This is a genomic window from Geothrix sp. SG200, from assembly GCF_022808935.1.
GTDB classification, from domain to species: Bacteria; Acidobacteriota; Holophagae; order Holophagales; family Holophagaceae; genus Geothrix; species Geothrix alkalitolerans.
In genome coordinates this window covers 711120-730656 of record NZ_JAKZFR010000001.1, presented here as the reverse complement: position 1 = coordinate 730656, position 19537 = coordinate 711120, and the positions used below count along the sequence as shown (strand labels likewise).

Here is a 19537-nt window from a genome sequence, read left to right as displayed (position 1 = left end):
CACGAGCGGGTATCCTCGCCTCATGAGACTTCCGATCCTCTTCAATCCCGCCTCGGGCACGACCCCGAAGGATCCTGACGCCCTGCTGCGGCCGCTGCCCAAGACCCTGCGGGACCGCGTAGAGGTCCTCCCCTTCGGGCCTCCCTGGGACTTCGAACCCGCCATCGACCAGGCCCGGCGGGCGGAGGGGCCCCTGCTCGTCTGGGGCGGGGACGGCACCATCCACCACGCGGCCAGGGCGCTGTTCGAGCGTGGCTGCCCCGTGGCCCTCGGGGCCATCCCCGGCGGCAGCGGGAACGGGCTGGTGCGGGGCCTGAGGACCCCCCTGGAGCCTGCCGGCGCCCTCCGGCGACTGCTCGAAGGACGGGAGGTGCACATGGACCTTCCGCTCCTGGACGGCATCCCCTTCGTGAATGTCTGCGGCACCGGCTTCGAAGCCGCCGTGGCGCACCGCTTCGCGGGCCTTCCCGGCCGCGGGTTCGCCGCCTACGCCCGGGCCACCCTGGAGCTGTGGCGCACCTGGAAGCCGGCCGCCCTGGCCTGGGAGGCGGAGGAGGCGCCCATGCCCCCCTCGGACGGCCGGATCGAGCGCATCCGCGCCGCCTTCCACCCGGACGCGTCAAGGCTGCCGGAATCCGCCTGGAGCCTCTGCTTCGCGAACCTCCCCACCTACGGCAGCGGGCTGTGGATCGCTCCGTACGCCGATCCCACGGACGGCTGCCTCCAGTGGGCCACCCTGGCCCGGCCCACCTGGCTCACGCTGTTCACCGAAGCGCCCAGGCTCTTCCAGGAGGGCGGACACACGGCCCTCCGCCACGAGGGACGGATCCGCCGGGCTACCCTGCGCCTGGAGCGCCCCCTACCCTGGCACCTGGACGGCGAGCCCGCCCCGGAGCGGGACCGCGCCGAGCTGACCGTGGAGCCCCGGGCCTTCCGGATGTGGGTGACGGGCGCCTGCCCCTGGCAGTGAGTCTCTCCGGGTGGATAAAGCAGAAGCCCGGCTCAGCCGGGCTTCTGCGCGGGGGTCTGGGGGCGTGCGCGCAGCGCGACCTCAGATCCCCGCAGCGCATGCGTTGCGGGGGGAACCCCCAGACCGCATCAATGCGGAAAGACCGCCGGTCCGGTGAGGCTTGGTCCGCGGAACTCGGCGCTGACGCTGGGGCTGGCGCCCCAGAGGCCGGCCACCATCTTCACTCCGCTCAGGTCCACCGTGGCGGGGTCCCAGTTCCGGCGGACCACCAGGGTGTAGGGATCCCGGGCGTCTGACCACCAGGCGGGATCATCCACGATGACGTAGACGGCCGTGGCCTCCTTGTGGGGGTTCTTGTAGGTCACGAGGACGGGCTGGTGCGCATAGGCGGCCTGCATCATGCCTGGTCCGGGCTGGCCCCACTTGTCCACCAGCATGAGCCTGAACCAGCCCAGCTTGGTGTGCTGGACCTCCACCTGAATCGTGCCACCCGCGGGGACAGAAACCCCATAGGCGCGCCACCCGGCGGGAACCTGGACATAGTCCGAGAGAGACTCCACCGTACCCCCCAGGGGCGTCACGGGGATGTAGCCGCGGCGGGAGAGCCACTGGATCTCCGCCATGATGTCGCGCCGCTGCCAGTAGCGGGCCGAGGGAATCGCAGAGCAGCGGTTCCAGGCCGGGGGCACCACCACCTGGGTGCCCGGGTACAGGCTGATGTTCCTGGCGCGGGGGGCGAGGTCTGCAGGACGGGGATCGACCCGGGGCGTGCGGATCCCCGGGTGCCGGTCCGTTCGATCCATCCGGTCGCCCGCCATGGGCCCGCCCAGGCTCCGGGGACTGCCGGCCCGCGATGCGTCAGGCGCGGGCCGGTCGGCCATGGGACGCATGGGCTGTGGCGTTGCGCGACGGCCCCGCTCCTCCTGTGGCGAAGCGCCACAGACGGGAGCGACGGCTAGAAGACAGGAAACGAGCGCAGTGGCGCGGAGTTGCGTATCGAGCGTCCTCATCACACACCCCCCATGGTTCCGTGGGAACCCCATCAGGATGCCAGAGCCATGCCAGGAGCTGGGGTATCCTGACACCTGCTTAAACATGGGGGTCTCCAGGTGTTCGGCAAGATCCAGCACATCCATTTCGTGGGCATCGGCGGGATCGGCATGTCCGGCATCGCGGAGGTCCTCGCCAACCTGGGCTATCGGGTGTCGGGCTCGGACCTGCGGGAGACAGCCGTCACCCAGCGCCTGCGGGGCCTGGGCATCGAGGTGCACCTGGGCCACAAGGGCGAGGCCATCGAAGGCGCCCAGGTGGTGGTGATCTCGTCGGCCGTGAAGGGCGACAACCCGGAAGTGGTGGCGGCCCACGCCGCCAAGGTGCCCGTGATCCCCCGGGGCGAGATGCTGGCGGAGCTCATGCGCATGAAGTACGGCATCGCCATGGCCGGCTCCCACGGCAAGACCACCACCACCAGCATGGTGGCCCAGGTGCTCAGTCAGGGCGGCCTCGACCCCACCATCGTCATCGGCGGCAAGCTCGGCACCATTGGCAGCAACGCCAAGCTGGGCAAGGGCGACATCCTGGTGGCCGAAGCCGACGAGAGCGACGGCAGCTTCCTCATGCTGAACCCCACCCTGGCCACCATAACCAACATCGACCGGGAGCACCTCGACCACTACCGCGACCTGGAGGAGATCCAGGAGGCCTTCGTGGCGTTCGCCAACAAGGTGCCCTTCTACGGATCGGTGTTCCTCTGCATGGACGACCCCCACGCCGCCGCCGTGCGCCCGCGCCTGAAGCGGCAGGTGCGCACCTACGGCACCCACCCCCAGGTGGACATCCGCGCCCAGGAGATCCGGCAGGAGGGCTTCCGCACCCACTTCAAAGTCCGCGCCTACGGCGAGGATCTGGGCGCCTTCAGCCTGGGCGTGCCGGGCCACCACATGGTGCTGAACGCCCTGGCGGCCATTGGCGTCGCCCTGGAACTCGAAATCGACCGCGAGACCATCCGCACCAGCCTGGCCGCCTTCACGGGTGCCGACCGGCGCTTCCAGGTCAAGGGCGAGAAGGACGGCGTGCTGGTGGTGGACGACTACGGCCACCACCCGACGGAGATCGCCGCCACCCTCGCCGCGGCCCGCGCCGGCTTCCCGGACCGCCGCATCGTGGCGGCCTTCCAGCCCCACCGCTACAGCCGAACGAGGGCGCTGCTGGAAGAGTTCAGCACGGCGTTCTTCGAGGCGGATTCCGTGGTGGTCACCGACATCTACCCCGCCGGCGAGCCCCCCATCCAGGGCGTGGACAGCGCCGCGGTGGTGGAGGCCCTGCGGGCCCACGGCCAGAAGGACGTCCACCTCGCCGGGCGGATCGACGATCTGCCTGAGGTCCTCAGGCGCCTGACCCGCAGCGGGGATCTGCTCATCACCTTCGGCGCGGGCTCCATCACGCAGGCCGGACCGGCCTTCCTGGGCCTGGCCTGAGGCGCCCATGAGGCGGCGCTCCCTCCTCCTGCCTGTCCTCATCGTCTCGGCCTGCGGCCCGATCAGCCTCCTGGCCGGTCTTCCGCCCGGTCTGCTGCCGGCCGGAGACCGCCGTCCCGAGGTGCCCCGGCCAGACCTGGGCACCCGCTACACCTCCCACCACGACCTGCTCGCCTACGTACGCGCCCTGGCTTCGGCCGCGCCGGACCGGGTGAAGCTCCTCACCCTGAACGTCACGGAGGAGGGGCGGGAGCAGCCCTTCCTCGTCATCAGCGCGCCGGAGAACCTGAAGCGACTCGACGAGCTGCAGGCCTTCAACGCGAAGCTGGCGGATCCCCGCACTTGCGGGGAGGACGAGGCCCGCCGCATCGCCGAAACCAACCCCGCTTTCGTGTGGCTGGGCTACTCGGTGCACGGCTCCGAAGCCTCCGGCTCCGAGGCGGCCCTGGCCGTGGCCTACCACTTCGCCTCCTCCCGCCAGCCGGAGGTTCTGAAGCAGCTCGACCGCGTGGTGCTGCTCATGGACCTCACGCAGAACCCGGACGGGCTGGCCCGGCACCGGCAGGCCGTGGCGGAAGCCTCGACCCCCTTCAACACCAACGACCCCATGGACGCCGCGAACACCGGGCGCTGGCCCGGGGGCCGCTTCAACCACCGGCTCTTCGACCTGAACCGCGACTGGGCCTGGCAGACCCAGGGCGAGTCGCGGGCCAAGACCGCCGCCTTCCTGCGCTGGAACCCCCAGGTGCTGGCGGACCACCACGAGATGTGGCCCGAAGCGACCTACTACTTCCCGCCCACCATGCAACCCATCCACGAGGCGCTCCCCGCGGCCTTCTCCGGCCGCTGGCAGGCGACCTTCGGGAAGGGCGTGGCCCGGGCCTTCGACGCCCGCGGCTGGGCTTACTTCAGCCGGGACGTGTTCGATCTCTTCTACCCCGGCTACGGGGATTCCTGGCCCACCTTCCAGGGCGCCGTGGGCATGACCTTCGAAGTGGCGGGCCAGGGCGGGCCCGCCTACAAGCGGCAGGATGGCGAGATCCTCACCCTCGAGGGGCGCATCCAGCGCCACGTGGCCGCCAGCCTGGCCACCGTGGCCACCGCCGCCAGCGAGCGCCAGGCCCTTCTCTGGGACTACCAGCGGGCCCGCCGTGAGCGTGTGGCCCTGGGCGACCGCGCCGGAGCCTTCCTCCTGGCGGAGGGGGACGATCCGGGCCGGACGAGGGCCCTCGTGGACCTGCTGGGGCGGAACGGCGTCGAGGTGCTGCGTACCACGGCCCCCTTGGGAACCGCGGGTCTGGAGCCCATCGGCGTCGCCAGGGCCCCGGGCCTGCCCGCGGGCAGCTACCTGGTGCCCCTGGACCAGCCCCGGGGCGATCTGGCCCAGGCCCTGCTCGAGGGTGAGGCCCACATGGGCCCCAAGCCCACGTACGACCTCACGGCCTGGAGCCTGCCCCTGGCCTTCCATGTGCCCGCCTGGCGGGCAAAGGGCCGTCCCAGGGTCGCCACGGCAGCCCTCACGGTGGCCGAGGAGGGAGCGCTCCCCGAGGCGGCCTGGGGCTACCTCATCCCCGCCGGCCACGAGGGGGCCGAACGCACCGTGGCGGCCCTCCTCCAGGAAGGCTTCTCGGCCATGGTCCTGGCCGAACCGGCCAGCTTCCGGGGCCAGCGGTTCGGAGCGGGCACCATCATCCTGCCCCGGCGCACGAACCAGGAATTCCTGGCCGGGCGGCTGCAGGCCCTCGCCCGGGAGAACCACCACCCGGTGGTGGCCATGGACACCGCCCAGATGGACGCAGGGCCCGATCTGGGGTCCAACCGGACCCTGATCCTGCGGGCCCCCCGCATCGCCATCCTCATGGACCGTCCCGCCAACCCCATGGCCTTCGGCGCCCTCGCCCACACCCTCACCGAGGCCGGCCTGCCCTTCGTGCAGCTTCGGACCGACCGGTTCGGAGCCGTTCCCCTGGGCCGGTTCACCCACATTCTCGTCGTGGACGATGGCGCCCAGGGCAAAGCCTGGCAGCAGGCCCTCGGCGAGGGCGGCACAGCGAAGCTGAAGGCCTGGGTCACCGAGGGCGGCAGCCTGCTGGCCTTCCAGGGCGGGGCGGCCTACGCCTCCCGCGCCGGTCTCACCCCCACGGGCTACCACCTGCTCGCCAAGGCGGCCGAGGAGGCCCGGCTGAAGGAGAAGGACCCCAAGCGCGAGGCGCCCAAGGCCGATCCCGCGGACCTGGTGCGTCCCTGGGACAAGCGCGAGGAGCGGGCCCTGGAGGAGAGCATTCCGGGAGCCTTCCTGAAGGTCCAGGTGGACGGCGGCCATCCTCTGGCCTGGGGCCTCCACGCCGAGGGCGGCGCGGCGGTGCTCGACACCAGCGACCCCATCCTCGAGCTGAGCCAGGGGGGCGAGAACCCCCTCCACTACGGCAAGGAGGAGCTGAAGGTCTCCGGCCTGGTGCCGAAGGCCATGGAAGCCAGGCTCCAACAGACCGCCTACGCCCTCCGCGAGAAGCTGGGCCGGGGCGCGGTGATCCTGGTGGCGGGCGATCCGGTCTTCCGCGGGCAGGCGCCCTTCACGCGCCGCCTGCTGTTCAACGCCATCTTCTTCGGGGCCTACCGGCCTGCTCCAGAATGAACCCTGGCATGAGGGACGACCGAATGACGAACCCCGGCGGCCTCCGCTTCACCCTCGCCATCACCGGCGCTTCCGGCTCGGCCTTCGGCGTGGCCGTGCTCCGGCGCCTGTCCGCCAGTCTCGCCGTGGAGGAGATCGCGCTGCTGTTCTCTCCCACGGGGAAGCGCTGCCTGCTGGACGAGACGGGCCTCATGCCGAAGGACCTGGCCGCCCTGCCGAAAGTCGGCCTGCGGGACGAGCGCGACCTGGGCGCGGACATCTCGTCCGGCTCGCACCGGCACGACGGCATGGCCATCGTGCCGTGCAGCGCGGGCGCCCTGGGCCGCATCGCCTCCGGCGTGAGCGAATCCCTCGTGAGTCGCGCCGCGGACGTGTGCCTGAAGGAGCGCCGCCCCCTGGTGCTCTGCCTCCGGGAGACGCCGCTCAACCGCATCCACCTGGAGAACATGCTCCGCGTCCACGACGCCGGCGCCATCGTGATGCCCCTCATGCCCAGCTTCTACACCGCCCCCCAGGCCCTCGACGACCTCTACGACACCTTCGCCACCCGGGTGCTGGACCAGCTGGGGCTGCGGGAACGCGATTCCCGCCGGTGGAAGGAATGATCCCCCCCGAGGTCGTCGTCGTCGGGTGCGCGGGCCTCGACACCAACGTGTACCTTCCGCCGGAAGGCATCGACTGGACCGTGGAGGGGAACTTCACGGAGAACCTGGACTGCGTGGGCCAGGCTGGGGGCTACGCCAGCCTGGGCTACGCGGCCCTGGGGCGGCGCGTGGGCTTCATCGGCCACGTGGGCGAGGACGCCGCGGGCGGGGCCGTCCGGGAGCGCCTCGCGGACGCGGGCGTCGACCTGCGCGGCCTGGGCGTGGACCCGACGGGCACCGCCCGAAGCGTAAATCTCATGTATCCCGATGGCCGGCGGAAGAACTTCTACGACGGAAAGGGGCGCGCCGGCCTCGATCTGGACCTGCCGCGCTGCCGCGAGGTGATGTCCGGCGCCCGGCTGGCGCACGTCAACATCCCGGACTGGGCCCGCCGCCTGCTTCCGGTGGCGAAGGAGCTGGGCCTCACCGTGGCCTGTGACCTCCAGGATGTCGTCGACCCGGCCGATCCCTATCGGCGCGACTTCATCGAGCAGGCGGACATCCTCTTCTTCTCCGCCGCCAATCACGGGGATCCCTCCACGCTCATCCAGGCCTTCCTGGCCGGTCATCCCGATCGCATCGTGGTGTCGGGCATGGGCGCGCAGGGCTGCGCCCTGGGCACCCGCGGCGGCATCGCCTTCTTCCCGCCCGTGGCCGGCGAGCGGCCCGTGGTGGACACCAACGGCGCCGGCGACGCCCTCGCCGTCGGGTTCCTCGCCAGCTACGTGATGGAAGGACAATCGCTGGAGGCATCCATCCGGCGGGGCCAGATCGCCGCCCGCCACGCCTGCACCCTTCGGGGGACCTCTTCCGGCCTCATCACGGCCCGGGAACTGGACGCCCGGTCCCGCTGAGGCCCGGAATCAGCCAGCGCTCTCCATCAGCGCGGCCTCGGCACGCTGGGCCCGGCGGGTGCTCCAGAAGGCCCAGAGCGCGCCCAGGGCACCGGTGACGGCCCCCACGAAGGCGAGCAGCGCCATGCTGCCGGCGGAAAAGAAGCCCAGGCGGGCCAGGTCCACGAGGAGCGGCGAGAGGCCGCCCATGCCCCGGGAGACGGGCAGCCACAGGCCGAACAGGCCCAGCAGGGCCAGGATGCTGCCCCCGAAGCCCAGGGCCGCGCCTTCCAGCACCAGGGGCGTGCGGATGAAGCTCTCGGAGGCCCCCACCAGGCGCATGATGCTGATCTCCTCCTCCCGGGCCAGGATGCTCATGCGGATGACGTTCCCCGTGGCGAAGCCCGCGGCCACCAGGAGGAGCGCGCCCAGGCTGGCCAGGGCCGAGCGGAGCATCCGGGCCATGCGCTGAATCTGCTCCAGCCGTTCCTGGTCTGCCAGCACATCGCCCACGCCCGGGAGATTCCGCAGGCTCGCGGCCACCTCCACCGCCTTGGCGCCTTCGGCGAGGTCCTGGCGGAGGCTCAGCTCCAGGCTCTCCGGCAGGGCGTCCTGGCCGGCACTCTCCAGCAGCAGGCCCGCTTCGCGCGTGGCCGACTGGAAGCGCTTGCGGTTCTCCACGGCGGTCACCCGGCGCACTTCCCGGAAGCGGGGATCCCGCCGGAGGCGGGCCTCGGCCTCATCGAGGGTCTTGCCATCGGCGGCGTAGACGACCACCTTGGCCATGTCCTCCAGGCGCCCCACGAAGCGGTCGAGGCTCTCCACCAGGAGCAGGCCGCCGCCCGCCAGGAGGAGGCCCGAGGCCAGGGTGAGCACGGCGAGGAAATATTGGCCCCGGTGCCGGAAGAGGTCCCGCAGCACGTCCTGGAGCAGCAATCCCAGGAGGCGGAGGGCGGTCACGAGGCGTTCCCGTCCACCGCCACGCCCTTGAATAGGGCCGTGGTGGGCGAGGCGACGATGGTCTTGGCCGCGGTGCCGCCCATGGGCGACTTCCACAGGTCGATGGTGGCGAAGGCCGTGGAGTCGTTTCCGCGCAGGCCCACCAGCCAGTCCTTGGTGCCGGCGTGGGCGATGACGCGGAGGTTGGGCTGGTCCGTGGCGCTTCCCAGGGTCGCGGTCGGGGCCTGATCATAGGCCTGGCCGAACATCCCGGTCGTGAACACCAGGATCGGCGCCGTGGAAACGCCGGCATCGGTATTGTGCCGGGCCACGAAGAGATAGCCGTTCCCCGTGTCCAGGGCGAGGGAGCCGTACTGGCCGAGGAGCGTGGAGGGGCCGATGATCGTGTTGGCGCCGACGAACCCCGAGGCGGTACCCTTCCGGAGGCGGGGCCCCGTGTAGGTCGTCACGGTACCCACGGTGTCGCCCGAGAGCATGAAGGCGTAGACCGAACCTGAGGCGGAGGCGACCCCGGTGCCGCCGGTGTCTCCGCTCGCCGCCAGCGCCTGGAGCGTGATCGTGGCGCTCTGGGGCTGGGTGCTGGCGTTGCTGACGACCCAGATCTGCGTGCCGCTGCTGCCGTTCTCGGTGATGTAGAGGGTGTCGGTCTGAGGGTCCAGGCTGGCCTGCCCGAACGTCGAGCTGGAGAGCCGGCCCGTGCTGGACAGGCTGAAGGAGACCACGTCGGAGCTGGCCACGTCGCCGCTCTGCGTCCGGATGTTGCTCACGCGCACGATGGTGCCTGTGTCCGAAACCATGTACAGGTAGCCGTTCTGCCGGTCGAAGCAGAGCCCGCCCCAGGCCAGGCTGCCGATCTTGGTGCTGAACACCGAGGAGGTGATCGTCTTGGTGGGCGCCACCGAGGTGGCGGTGCTGTCGTACAGGGCGCTCAGGTCGCTCCAGACGAACACCGAGCTCGTGGTGCTGTCGTAGGCGTACAGAGCCACGCCCGTGGTCCCGCCTGAACTGCCATCAGGTTCCTTGCACCCCATGGCCACCATCGAGAGCACTGCCGCGAGGCCTGCGAGAAGACGTCGGATCATGGAAACCGCCTACGTGGTGGCGAGGGGCGCCTTGAGAGGGATGCCCAGGGCGCGCGCGATGTTCCCGGTGCCGGAGGCCGGTGCGGGTAGAGGTCGGATCATGGGGGTTCGCCTACTTGGTGGCGAAGAGCGCCTTGAGGTGGGTATTCAGGGTGCGCACCATGTCGGCATCGCAGCCCGCATCCACGGCCCCTCGGCTGATGGCCAGGGCGAGGTTCTTCACCGCTTCCGGTCCGTCGCCGGAGATGATCTGCTGGGTGGCCTTGGCCTGGTAGCGGTGCACCATCTCGTGCTGGGCTTCGGGAAGCACCATCTTGGCCGCCTGGGCGATGCGCTGGGTGAAGTTCATCAGCTTCACCATGCGCTGGGGATCGTCCGCCGGCGCGGGCTTGGCCGGGGCGGGAGCCGGAGTTCCGGCGACCCCTCCGCCCACGGTCTCAGGGAACGGCTCGGCGTTCTCCGGGAACCCTGCGGTGACGGGAGGGGGAGGAATGGACGGCCCGGCGGCATCCATCTCCCGGATGTCCGGAAGAACTTGCGCCGATTCGGGTTGGATCCCGGATGGGAGCCCGGGCTGGGGGGGAGCGGCGGGAACGTCGATCTTGGGGGGCTTGCCGGACCGGATGCCCTTCAGCGTCACGTGGCCGGCCATCACCAGGCCATAGAGATCCTTGGCGATGGTGAGCACGGGCTTCTGCATGGCCTCGGCCACCTCGGCAACGCTGTAGTACCCGGTGGAGAGCGCCAGGACCTGCGCCTCCCGGGCGTTCACGCCGTGCGGCGTCTCTCCGGGGAGCAGGGTGGAGGCGGGGTAGAGGTCCACCGAAGGGACCTTCTGGCTGATGACGCGCCACTCGTCCATGCGTCGGCCCAACTCCATGAGAATGGAGGCGTTGGGTTTGGTGATGGTGGCCTGGACATCGGGCACCAGCTCCTCGAACCGGTAGGAGCCGTCGAGCCACAGCGCCACTTCCATGAGGGCTTCGAAGCCTTCCCCGGCGTGGGTCACGGCGTGGATGATCCGCCCATCCTTGAGGTAGATGCGGGCGCGGGAGGCCTCCTGCTGCACGTGGAAGCACCCCGACTTCCCGCCCTGGCTCACGAGCTGGATGATGTCGGGCAGCGGCGCCTCACGCATGGAGCCTTGGATCACACCCTGGGACATGGGTCGTTCCTCTCGGGAAAATGAAGGCCTACAGAAGATGGTCAACCTTACCATGGAGTGCGCCCTTCCCCCCCGGGTCCTCCTGAGCGATCCTGATGGGTCTATGAGCACCCGCCCCGACTCCCCCTTCGCCTCCATCGAGGAAGCCATCGACGCCATCCGGCAGGGCCGCATGGTGGTGGTGGTCGATGACGAGGACCGGGAGAACGAGGGCGACCTCACCCTGGCCGCCGAGCATGTCACCCCGGAAGCCATCGCCTTCATGGCCACCCATGGGCGCGGCCTCATCTGCGCGGCCCTGGAGGGCCCGGTGCTGGACCGCCTCCAGATCCCCCTCATGGTCCGCGACAACACCAGCCCCTTCGAGACGGCCTTCTGCATCTCGGTGGAAGCCCGGGAAGGCACCACCACCGGCATCAGCGCCCAGGACCGGTCCCGCACCATCCAGGCCCTCATCGCCCCGGACGCCAAGCCCCAGCACTTCGTGAAGCCCGGCCACGTGTTCCCCCTGCGGGCCCGGCCCGGCGGCGTGCTCACGCGCACAGGCCAGACCGAGGCCAGCGTGGACCTGGCCCGTCTGGCGGGCCTGCATCCCAGCGGCGTCATCTGCGAGATCATGAAGGACGACGGCACCATGGCCCGGGTGCCGGACCTGGTGCCCTTCTGCAAACAGCACGGCCTGCCGCTGGTGACCGTGGCGGACCTGGTCGCCTACCGTCTCCGCCAGGAACCCCTGGTGACGCACCTGGGAGCCCGCGACATGGTGAGCCAGTGGGGCGCCCTCAAGGTCCACAGCTTCCGGAGCCTGCTGGACGGCGGGAGCCACCTGGCCTTCGTGCTGGGGGACCTGGGGGGCGATCCGCCCCTGGTGCGGGTGCATGTGGAGACGCTGCCCGACGACCTGCACGGCTTCGAGACCGGCCTCTTCCAGCGGGCCATGGCCGCCCTGGCCAAGGAGGGCCGCGGCGCCATGGTCTACCTGCGCCGCCATGCCCACACCCCGGGGGTGGCGGAGGAGGGCCACGCCCAGCTCCAGGCCATGAACGACCGGGATTTCGGCGTGGGCGCCCAGATCCTGCGCCAGCTGGGGGTTGGAAAAATGCGCCTGCTCAGCCGGCATGAAACCAAGTACATTGGACTCCGTGGCTTCGGCCTCGACATCTGTGCCCACGTGCCCTTGGAACCTTCCTCGGATCCCCGGTGATCGACGCCCGCTTCCTGACCCAGTCGCCCCTGTTCAGGAACCTGGACGAGGTGGAGCGCGCCCAGATCCTGATCATCGGCCAGAAGCGCCAGGTCGCGGCCGACGAGGTGATCTTCCGGGAAGGGGACGCCGGCGACGGCCTCTTCATCGTGCTGAAGGGTTCGGTGCGGATCTCCAAGCGCGGCGCCACGGGCGAGGAGGCCCTCGCCGTCCTGGCGCCGCCGGCCTACTTCGGCGAGATGGCCCTCATCGACCTGTCCGCCCGCGCCGCGGATGCCATCGCCAACGAGCCTTCCGAGCTGTTCTTCATCCCCCTGCAGGACCTCCGGTCCATCATCGAAACCCAGCACAAGATCGCGCTCAAGATCCTCTACGCCCTTTGCGAAGTGCTCGCGCAGCGCCTGCGGGAAACCAACGACCGCTACATGAGCATCTTCACCATCGCCCAATGGGGTGGCGCCAATCCCGGCGGCCCCATTCCCGTACCCTGAACCTGAAAGGAGTTCCCATGTCCGACCTCGTCGCGCACATCACCGACGCCGAGTTCCCCCAAGCCGTCGCCCAGGGTGTCACCCTCGTGGATTTCTGGGCCCCCTGGTGCGGCCCCTGCAAGATGATCGCCCCCGTCCTGGACGAGCTGGCCGCCGAGATGAAGGGCCAGGCCAAGTTCGTGAAGATGAACGTGGACGAGAATCCCCAGGTGGCCGGTCAGTTCGGCATCATGAGCATCCCCACGCTCATCGTCTTCAAGGACGGCAAGCCGGTGAACAAGCTCATCGGCGGCCAGCCCAAGCCCCAGCTCAAGGCGTTCGTGGAAAGTGCGTTCTGAAGGCAGTCCCCAGTCTTCAGTCCTCAGCCTTCAGTGGAACGGCGCCCCCAGGGCGCCGTTCCTGTCTTTACTGAGGACCGAGGACTGATCCCTGAGGACCGTCCCTACTTCCTTCGCAAGACCAACCTCACCTGGTTCCCCTTCTCGTTGAAGTGGACTTCGTCCATCACGAGGAGGATGAGGGGCAGGCCGCGCCCGCAGTGGGGCGCCATCTCCGAATCGGGCTGGGGCGGAGAGAGCCGGCCGGCGTCGAAGCCGCGGCCTTCGTCGCTGATCTCCACCTCGAACCGCTCCGTGTCCATGGCCAGGCGGACTTCGATGAGGCGCCCCGCATATTCCGGGTCCCCCATGCGCTTGGCGCGGAGGGTCGCGTAGGCATCCTCCTTGGCGAAGAGGTCCCCCTTCAGCCGCGAGTCCAGGTCGAGGTTGCCATGGTCCAGGGCATTCACCAGCGCCTCATGCATGGCCATGGCGATGACGTCGATGTTGCCGGCGGAGGCGAAGCCCATGGGCACCAGGCGGTCCGTGAGGTGGTGCGTGAGGCTTGGAATGTCCAGTTCGTCCGACCGGAACAGGAAATGCCGCCGCTCGTTCACCAACCCGCGCAGGCCGTCATCCGTTTTCCGCAGGTCCCGGTGCAGGTCCACCAGGTGGAACACGCTCTGCACCAGATCCTTCATGGCGATGGGCTTCATGAACAGGTTGGAGGCGCCCAGCCGCATGGCCTGGATGGCATAGTCCACCGAGGCCTGGCCGGTCATCAGCACCACGGGCAGGTGGGGGTGCGAAGCCTTCACCTTTTGGACCACCTCGAACCCGTCCATGCCCTCCATGTTGATGTCGCTGATGACCAGGTCGAAGGGCGGGGCCTTGGGGTTCTGGAGGAGCTCCAGGGCCTGCGCGGCGTCGGGGTAGCCGTGGACCTCCATCCCGTAATGGGCCAGGGCGGACTGGACCATCTCGAGCACCGAGGGGTCGTCATCGATCAGAAGGATGTGCGTCCCACGGCGAGTCATGGCGGCTCCACGCTTCAGGATACTCGATGCGATTCCAGCCCGCTGGCAGCCGAAAGGGTGGCCAGATAGGGCTCCACAAGCCCCATGGTGCGGTCCAGCGTGCCCCTCAGGCCCTCGGGCAGCGGAGCCGGCCCCCCTGAGCGCAGCGGCGCGGCGGCCAGGACCGCATCCAGCGCCGCGCCCAGCCCGGCGGCGGGAACCACCTGGAGCAGCCCCGCCTCGCGCAGGGGCGGAACCAGGTCCTCGAAATTAGAGAAACCCGGGCCCACCAGGGCCGGAACTCCCACGCGGACCGGCTCCAGCGGGTTGTGCCCACCTGCCGCGGCCCAGCCACCGGCCACCAGGGCCACGGTGCCTTCGGCGTACGCGGCCGAGAGCTCGCCCAGGGTGTCCAGGAGCAGCACGTCCGTCCCCGACCAGGGGACGCCTTCTCCCCATCCGCCGGAGGCACGGCGGAAGGCCAGGCCCCGGGCCGCCATCAGGTCCGCCACGGCATCGAAGCGGCGGGGCTGACGCGGGGCCAGGATGAGCTTCAGGCCAGGATGCTTCTCCCGGGCCGCGCGCCAGGCCCCAAGGACCAGGTCTTCCTCGCCCTCCACCGTATTGCCCGCCACCGCCACGGGCAGGCCCGCCCAGGCTGCGCGCAGGGCCGTCCAGCCTTCCTGCAGGGGACGCGGGGGAGGAAGGTCGGCCTTGAGGTTGCCGCCCAGGCGCACATCCGGAGCGCCCAAGTGCCGGAAGGCCTCTGCGCTGGCCTCGTCCCGGGCGGCCACCAGGCTCAGCCGCGAGGCGGCCCGCCGCATCCAGGGGCCGCCCTTCCGGAGGGACTTCTCCGTGAGCCGTCCGTTCACGATGACCCGCGGGACGCGACGTGCTTCCAGGGCCTGGAGCAGCCCCGGCCAGATCTCGGTTTCCAGCGCCAGGAACAGGCCGGGCGGGCGTCGCAGGAACGGCTCCAGACCCTCGGGATCATCCAGGGGGAAGGCCCCGCCGCTGATCCGCCCCGTGCCCGCGTCCCAACCCGGCAGCCGCTTCACCATCAGCGCCAGCCCCGCTGGCGTGCCCGTGCTCAGGTGGACGCGGTGGCCGGCCTCGCGCAGACGGGCCACCAGGCCGTCCGCCAGCAGCAGTTCGCCCACGCTCACCGCGTGCAGCCAGATCCAGCGACCCTGGGGCAGGTCTGGCGCCTCCGCCTGCAGCCGGATCCGCCAGCCCTCCGGCAGCCCCTTGGCGCAGGACCGGGCCACGGCCCCCGCCAGGGAGACGGCTGCGAGATAGCTCAGGTCCAGGGCATCCATCCGTTTACGCTCTCACACTTGCCCGATGCAGGACAAAGAAGACCTTGAATAGGCAAACGCGAAGGGCGCGAAGCGGGCAAAGGCCACGAAGGAACGTCCGCGGTGGGTCGAGTTCCATTCGCGCTCTTTGCCCGCCCGAAGGGCACCTTCGCGGCCTTCGCGTTCCGCTGTTTCTCCAGGGCATGATGGAGGCATGTCCGATCGCGCTCCGCTCGAAGTCCTCATCGTCACCGGCCCCCTGGGCGCCGGGAAGACCACCGCCGTGAACCGCCTGCTGAAGGCCGAGGTGGCGGCGGGCCGCCGCGTGGCCGTGCTCATCAACGAGTTCGGCGCCGTCAGCGTGGACGGCACCCTGGTGGATGCCGAGCGCCCCGAGCTGGCGGGCGTGGAGAACCTGGTGAACGGCTGCGTCTGCTGCAGCCTCCGCAACGATGTGGTGGCCACCCTCCAGGCCTGGTGCGACCAGCCGGACGGCCAGCGGCCCGAGCGCGTGGTCCTGGAGACCACGGGCCTGGCGGACCCCACGGACCTGCTGGACCTGGAGGTGGAGCCCGCCCTGGCCGGACGCCTGCGGCTGGCGGGGCTGCTCACGGTGGTCTCCAGCTTGGCCCCCGTGGACCACCTGAAGACCAAGCCCCTGCTCCACCGGCAGGCCGCCCTGGCCAGTCTCATCCACCTCAGCAAGGCCGATCTCGACCCTTCGGCGGCCGTGGCCTGGGAGGGCGAGCTGCGTGCGGCCTTCAGGCACATCCCACTGATCCCCACGCGCCACGGGCTCGCCCCCGAGGGCAGTCCCGATCCCTGGCGCGGAGACCTGCGCCCCGTGCCCGAGGGCTGGGAACCCTCCGGAGGCCCCAGTTTCGCCGAGGCACGGTCGCTCACCCTGCACTGGGATCACCCCATCGACCCCGCGGCGCTGGAAGCCCTGCTGCTGGCGCCGCCGGAATCCGGCGAGCTGCTGCGCGCCAAGGGCGTCTGCGCCTTCGCGGGCTGGGCCGCCCGAAACGACGGCAGCGACCGCTGGGCCTTCCAGCTGGCCGATGGGCGCCTGGAAATCTCTCCCCTGCCCCTCCTCGCGGATGGCAGCGCCCCGGCCTGCGCGGCCGTGGTCATCGGCACGGGCCTGGACGCGACCCAGTGGAAGAAGGCCCTGCGCGCGCTGGAGCGCGCGCCCGCGGGTGCGCGGCGCAAGGCCTTTCTCTAGCGCGGAGCGGTCCATCGCCGGATCCGAGCCCGGCTTGGTATCATCGCAGTTCGCCCGGACCCGGGATGCAAGGAGCAAGTGTGGATCAAGTGCTCGACCTCATGGCCAAGGAGCTGAAGCTCCCCCGCGCCGGCGTGGCCGCCATCGTGGCATTGCTGGAGGAGGGCAACACCGTGCCCTTCATCGCCCGCTACCGCAAGGAAGCGACGGGATCGCTCGACGAAGTCGCCATCCGCGCCGTCGAGGACCGCCACGCCTATTACAAGGACCTACTGGACCGCCGGAAGACCGTGCTGAAGTCCATCGAGGAGCAGGGCAAGCTCACGCCTGAGCTGAAGGCGAAGATCGAGGGCACCTGGGTGAAGGCCGAGCTGGAAGACCTCTACCTGCCCTACAAGCCCAAGAAGCGCACCAAGGCCACGGTGGCCCGGGAACGCGGCCTGGAGCCCCTGCTGGATTCCCTCCTGACCGACGCGACGGGCGCCGATCCGTTCATCTTCGCCGAGCCCTTCATCAAGGACGAGGACGGTCTTCGCTCGCCCTCCGAGTGCCTGGAGGGCGCCGGCCACATCCTGGCGGAGCGCCTGGCGGAGGATGCCGACATCCGCGCCTGGCTGCGCCTGGAGTTCCACGAGCAGGGCGTGCTGAAATCCGAGATCCGCGAGGAGCGCAAGGCCGACCAGGCCGCGCTGCGCTTCAAGCCCTACTTCGACTTCTCCGAGCCCATCCGGAAGATCCCCAGCCACCGCCTGCTGGCCCTGCGCCGCGGCGAGAAGGAGGAGATCCTGACCGTGAAGCTCCTGGTGGAGCGCGAGAACCTGGTGAGCCAGCTCGTCTCCAAGGTGCAGATCGATCCGGCCAGCGGCTACCGCCGTTCCCTCAACGAGGTGGCCGGCGACGCCTTCGACCGCCTGCTCTCGCCCACCATCGAATCGGAAGTTCGCTACGAGGCCAAGAAGAAGGCCGACGGCGAGGCCATCAAGGTGTTCCAGACCAACCTGGACCACCTGCTGCTGGCGCCCCCTGCGGGCCAGCGCTGCACCCTGGGCGTGGACCCCGGCATCCGCACCGGTTGCAAGCTGGTGGTCATCAACCGGCTGGGCCAGCTGGTGCAGAACGAGGTGATCTACCCCCTGGAGCCCAAGCGGGACCTGGAGGGCAGCCGCGCCATCCTCGAGAAGCTCTGCACCGAGAACCCCGTGGAAGCCATTGCCGTGGGCAACGGCACCGGCGGCCGCGAGGTGGAGGCCTTCATCCGCGAGTGGCTGAAGGAGACGAACCGCCAGGGCCTCATCTGCGTGAGCGTGAGCGAGGCCGGCGCCTCGGTCTATTCCGCCAGCGACATCGCCCGGGAGGAGTTCCCCGAGCATGACGTCACCGTGCGCGGCACCGTGAGCATCGCCCGGCGCTTCCAGGACCCGCTGGCCGAGCTGGTGAAGGTGGATCCCAAGAGCATCGGCGTGGGCCAGTACCAGCACGACGTCAACCAGACCGCCCTCAAGAAGGGCCTCGATGATGTCGTCGAGAGCTGCGTGAACCGCGTGGGCGTGGACCTGAACAGCGCCTCCTACAAGCTGCTGGCCTATGTGGCCGGTATCGGAGAGGGGCTGGCGAAGAACATCGTGGCCCACCGCTTCGAGCACGGCGCCTTCAAGCGCCGCGAGCAGCTCCTGGAGGTCGGCCGCTTCGGCGCCAAGGCCTTCCAGCAGGCCGCGGGCTTCCTCCGCATCCCCGGCGGCGAAGATCCCCTGGACGCCTCTGCGGTGCACCCGGAGAGCTATCCCGTGGTGCAGCGCATCTGCCAGCTGGCGGGCAAGACCGTGCCCGAGCTCATCGGCAACGACGCCGTGCTGGACGCCCTGGATCCCAAGCTGCTCGTGGACGAGAAGTTCGGCGTGGAGACGGTGAAGGACATCCTGGCGGAGTTGAAGAAGCCCGGCCGCGATCCCCGCCACCAGTTCGAGGCCGTGCAGTTCCGCGAGGGCGTCAACAAGCCCAGCGACCTGGAAGTGGGCATGGAGCTCCAGGGCATCGTCACGAACGTCACCGACTTCGGCGCCTTCGTGGATGTCGGCGTCCACCAGGACGGCCTGGTGCACCTCTCCGAGATCGCCCACCGCTATGTGAAGAACCCGGCGGACGCCCTCAGCGTGGGCCAGGCCGTGAAGGTGAAAGTGCTGGCCGTCGACCTGGAGGCCAAGCGCATCGCCCTGTCCATCAAGGCCCTGCTCGCCGCCCCCGAAGGCGTCGAGCGGCCGCAGCCCCACCATCGCCATCCTCAGGGCCGGCCCCAGCGCGGGCCCCAGGGCTCTCCCCGTCCCCAGTCCGGCCCCCAGGCTGGCGGCCGGCCCCAGGGGCCGCGGCCGCCCCGGCCCGAAGGCTCGCGGCCACCCAGACCCGAAGGTCCCCGGCCACCCCGGCCGGAGGGCGCCCGGCCCCCGCGCCCCCAGGAGGCTCGCCCGGCGCGGCCCGAGCGCGAGGCCCGTCCGCCCCAGCCCAAGCGTGAGCCGGCGGTTCCGGCCTCAGGCGCCTCGCTGACCGACCTGATGGCCAAGTTCAACAAGGGACCCCGCTGATGCGTCCGCGCCTGCCCCGGCTGGCACCAGCGGCCTTGCTGGCGCCAGCGGCCCTGCTGCTGGCCCTGGCCTGCCAGCCGCGCCCGGCCGCCCCCGTCTACGGCCCCTGGGAGGAAGGGCTGACCCTGGCCTTCGAGGACCCGTCACGGCCCCAGCCGGAGCGCTCCTCGGACCGCCTGCAGGTGCGCGTGGCCCGGTCGTCCATGGCGCCAGGTTCCCCCCGGGTGGTGCAGCTGGATCTCACCAGCCTCCGCGGCCACATGAGCCTGCTGGTCCGCCACCAGGACGGCGGCATCGCCCTCCTGGGCGAGGATGGCCGGGTGCTCGCCCAGCCCCTGCCGCCAGGTTTCCCTTCCACCACCGCCTGGGAGGACCGGGGCACCCGGTTCCGCGTGGTGGGACGCGCCACCTGGGAAGGCGCGTCCCTCCTGCCGTCCACCTCGGACCCCGTCGGCGTGTGGGTGGAGGCCCAGCCGCCCCACGGGCCCCGGCGCCGCACGCTCTACCTGCCGAACCTCGGCGAGGTGGAGTCCCAGGAGGAACGCGACGGCGCGTGGGTGACCACCAACCGGCTGGTGGCCCGCGGCTTCGTGGACCTGCCTGCCGCCCCCCTCTCCGGCCCGTTCCCCGGCCAACGTCCCTGA

At 70.5% G+C, this 19537-nt stretch carries 17 protein-coding genes; 11 read left to right on the top strand and 6 right to left on the bottom strand.

Annotated elements, in window-relative coordinates; all coding sequences use genetic code 11:
- The first annotated feature begins 22 nt into the window (after positions 1-22).
- A complete protein-coding gene (locus ML539_RS03205; RefSeq protein WP_243320574.1) occupies positions 23-970 on the top strand; it encodes a diacylglycerol kinase family protein in 948 nt (315 codons plus the stop codon).
- A 128-nt stretch (positions 971-1098) separates the two neighbouring features.
- On the opposite strand, the gene ML539_RS03200 is transcribed toward ML539_RS03205, so the two are convergent.
- Positions 1099-1860: a hypothetical protein gene (locus tag ML539_RS03200; protein ID WP_243320572.1), complete on the bottom strand. Its 762-nt coding sequence runs from the start codon at positions 1858-1860 to the stop codon at positions 1099-1101.
- 219 nt (positions 1861-2079) lie between these two features.
- Here ML539_RS03200 and murC point away from each other — a divergent pair, with 219 nt between their 5' ends.
- From murC to ML539_RS03180, 4 genes are read left to right on the top strand one after another with little or no spacing between them, the layout of a single operon-like run.
- A complete protein-coding gene (gene murC / locus ML539_RS03195; RefSeq protein WP_243320570.1) occupies positions 2080-3447 on the top strand; it encodes a UDP-N-acetylmuramate--L-alanine ligase in 1368 nt (455 codons plus the stop codon).
- 7 nt (positions 3448-3454) lie between these two features.
- Positions 3455-6082 (top strand): M14 family zinc carboxypeptidase, encoded by a 2628-nt coding sequence (locus tag ML539_RS03190; protein WP_243320568.1) that lies wholly within the window; start codon positions 3455-3457, stop codon positions 6080-6082.
- An 8-nt stretch (positions 6083-6090) separates the two neighbouring features.
- The gene (locus ML539_RS03185) at positions 6091-6687 is read left to right on the top strand and encodes a UbiX family flavin prenyltransferase (RefSeq protein WP_243320566.1); all 597 of its coding nucleotides are present in this window, start codon (positions 6091-6093) and stop codon (positions 6685-6687) included.
- Positions 6684-7580, top strand: a complete 897-nt coding sequence (locus ML539_RS03180) for a carbohydrate kinase family protein (protein ID WP_243320564.1) — start codon at positions 6684-6686, stop codon at positions 7578-7580. The genes ML539_RS03185 and ML539_RS03180 overlap by 4 nt, the downstream gene beginning before the upstream one ends.
- Positions 7581-7589: 9 nt before the next feature.
- On the opposite strand, the gene ML539_RS03175 is transcribed toward ML539_RS03180, so the two are convergent.
- The 3 genes from ML539_RS03175 to ML539_RS03165 form a co-directional block, all read right to left on the bottom strand.
- Entirely contained in the window at positions 7590-8519 is a 930-nt protein-coding gene (locus ML539_RS03175) for a permease-like cell division protein FtsX (protein ID WP_243320563.1), read from the bottom strand.
- Complete coding sequence (locus ML539_RS03170; protein WP_243320562.1) at positions 8516-9601, bottom strand: hypothetical protein; 1086 nt, start codon at positions 9599-9601, stop codon at positions 8516-8518. The genes ML539_RS03175 and ML539_RS03170 overlap by 4 nt, the downstream gene beginning before the upstream one ends.
- Positions 9602-9713: 112 nt before the next feature.
- Complete coding sequence (locus ML539_RS03165; RefSeq protein WP_243320560.1) at positions 9714-10766, bottom strand: DUF4388 domain-containing protein; 1053 nt, start codon at positions 10764-10766, stop codon at positions 9714-9716.
- 103 nt (positions 10767-10869) lie between these two features.
- Here ML539_RS03165 and ribB point away from each other — a divergent pair, with 103 nt between their 5' ends.
- The 3 genes from ribB to trxA are packed head-to-tail and all read left to right on the top strand — an operon-like array spanning position 10870 to position 12799.
- A complete protein-coding gene (ribB, locus tag ML539_RS03160; RefSeq protein ID WP_243320558.1) occupies positions 10870-11970 on the top strand; it encodes a 3,4-dihydroxy-2-butanone-4-phosphate synthase in 1101 nt (366 codons plus the stop codon).
- Positions 11967-12461 (top strand): cyclic nucleotide-binding domain-containing protein, encoded by a 495-nt coding sequence (locus ML539_RS03155; protein WP_243320557.1) that lies wholly within the window; start codon positions 11967-11969, stop codon positions 12459-12461. Before ribB ends, ML539_RS03155 begins: the two co-directional genes overlap by 4 nt.
- Positions 12462-12478: 17 nt before the next feature.
- Positions 12479-12799, top strand: a complete 321-nt coding sequence (gene trxA, locus ML539_RS03150) for a thioredoxin (protein WP_043483480.1) — start codon at positions 12479-12481, stop codon at positions 12797-12799.
- A gap of 104 nt (positions 12800-12903) precedes the next feature.
- On the opposite strand, the gene ML539_RS03145 is transcribed toward trxA, so the two are convergent.
- Both ML539_RS03145 and ML539_RS03140 read right to left on the bottom strand, forming a co-directional pair.
- A complete protein-coding gene (locus tag ML539_RS03145; RefSeq protein ID WP_243320555.1) occupies positions 12904-13815 on the bottom strand; it encodes a response regulator in 912 nt (303 codons plus the stop codon).
- 14 nt (positions 13816-13829) lie between these two features.
- Positions 13830-15113, bottom strand: coding sequence for a glycosyltransferase N-terminal domain-containing protein (locus tag ML539_RS03140; RefSeq protein WP_243320554.1), 1284 nt, complete (start codon positions 15111-15113; stop codon positions 13830-13832).
- A gap of 193 nt (positions 15114-15306) precedes the next feature.
- On the opposite strand from ML539_RS03140, the gene ML539_RS03135 reads away from it, so the two are divergent.
- The 3 genes from ML539_RS03135 to ML539_RS03125 all read left to right on the top strand — a co-directional run bounded on the left by ML539_RS03135 (position 15307) and on the right by ML539_RS03125 (position 19537).
- Positions 15307-16317: a CobW family GTP-binding protein gene (locus ML539_RS03135; RefSeq protein ID WP_243320551.1), complete on the top strand. Its 1011-nt coding sequence runs from the start codon at positions 15307-15309 to the stop codon at positions 16315-16317.
- A gap of 80 nt (positions 16318-16397) precedes the next feature.
- The gene (locus ML539_RS03130; RefSeq protein ID WP_243320549.1) at positions 16398-18893 is read left to right on the top strand and encodes a Tex-like N-terminal domain-containing protein; all 2496 of its coding nucleotides are present in this window, start codon (positions 16398-16400) and stop codon (positions 18891-18893) included.
- Positions 18893-19537 (top strand): hypothetical protein, encoded by a 645-nt coding sequence (locus tag ML539_RS03125; RefSeq protein WP_243320547.1) that lies wholly within the window; start codon positions 18893-18895, stop codon positions 19535-19537. The genes ML539_RS03130 and ML539_RS03125 overlap by 1 nt, the downstream gene beginning before the upstream one ends.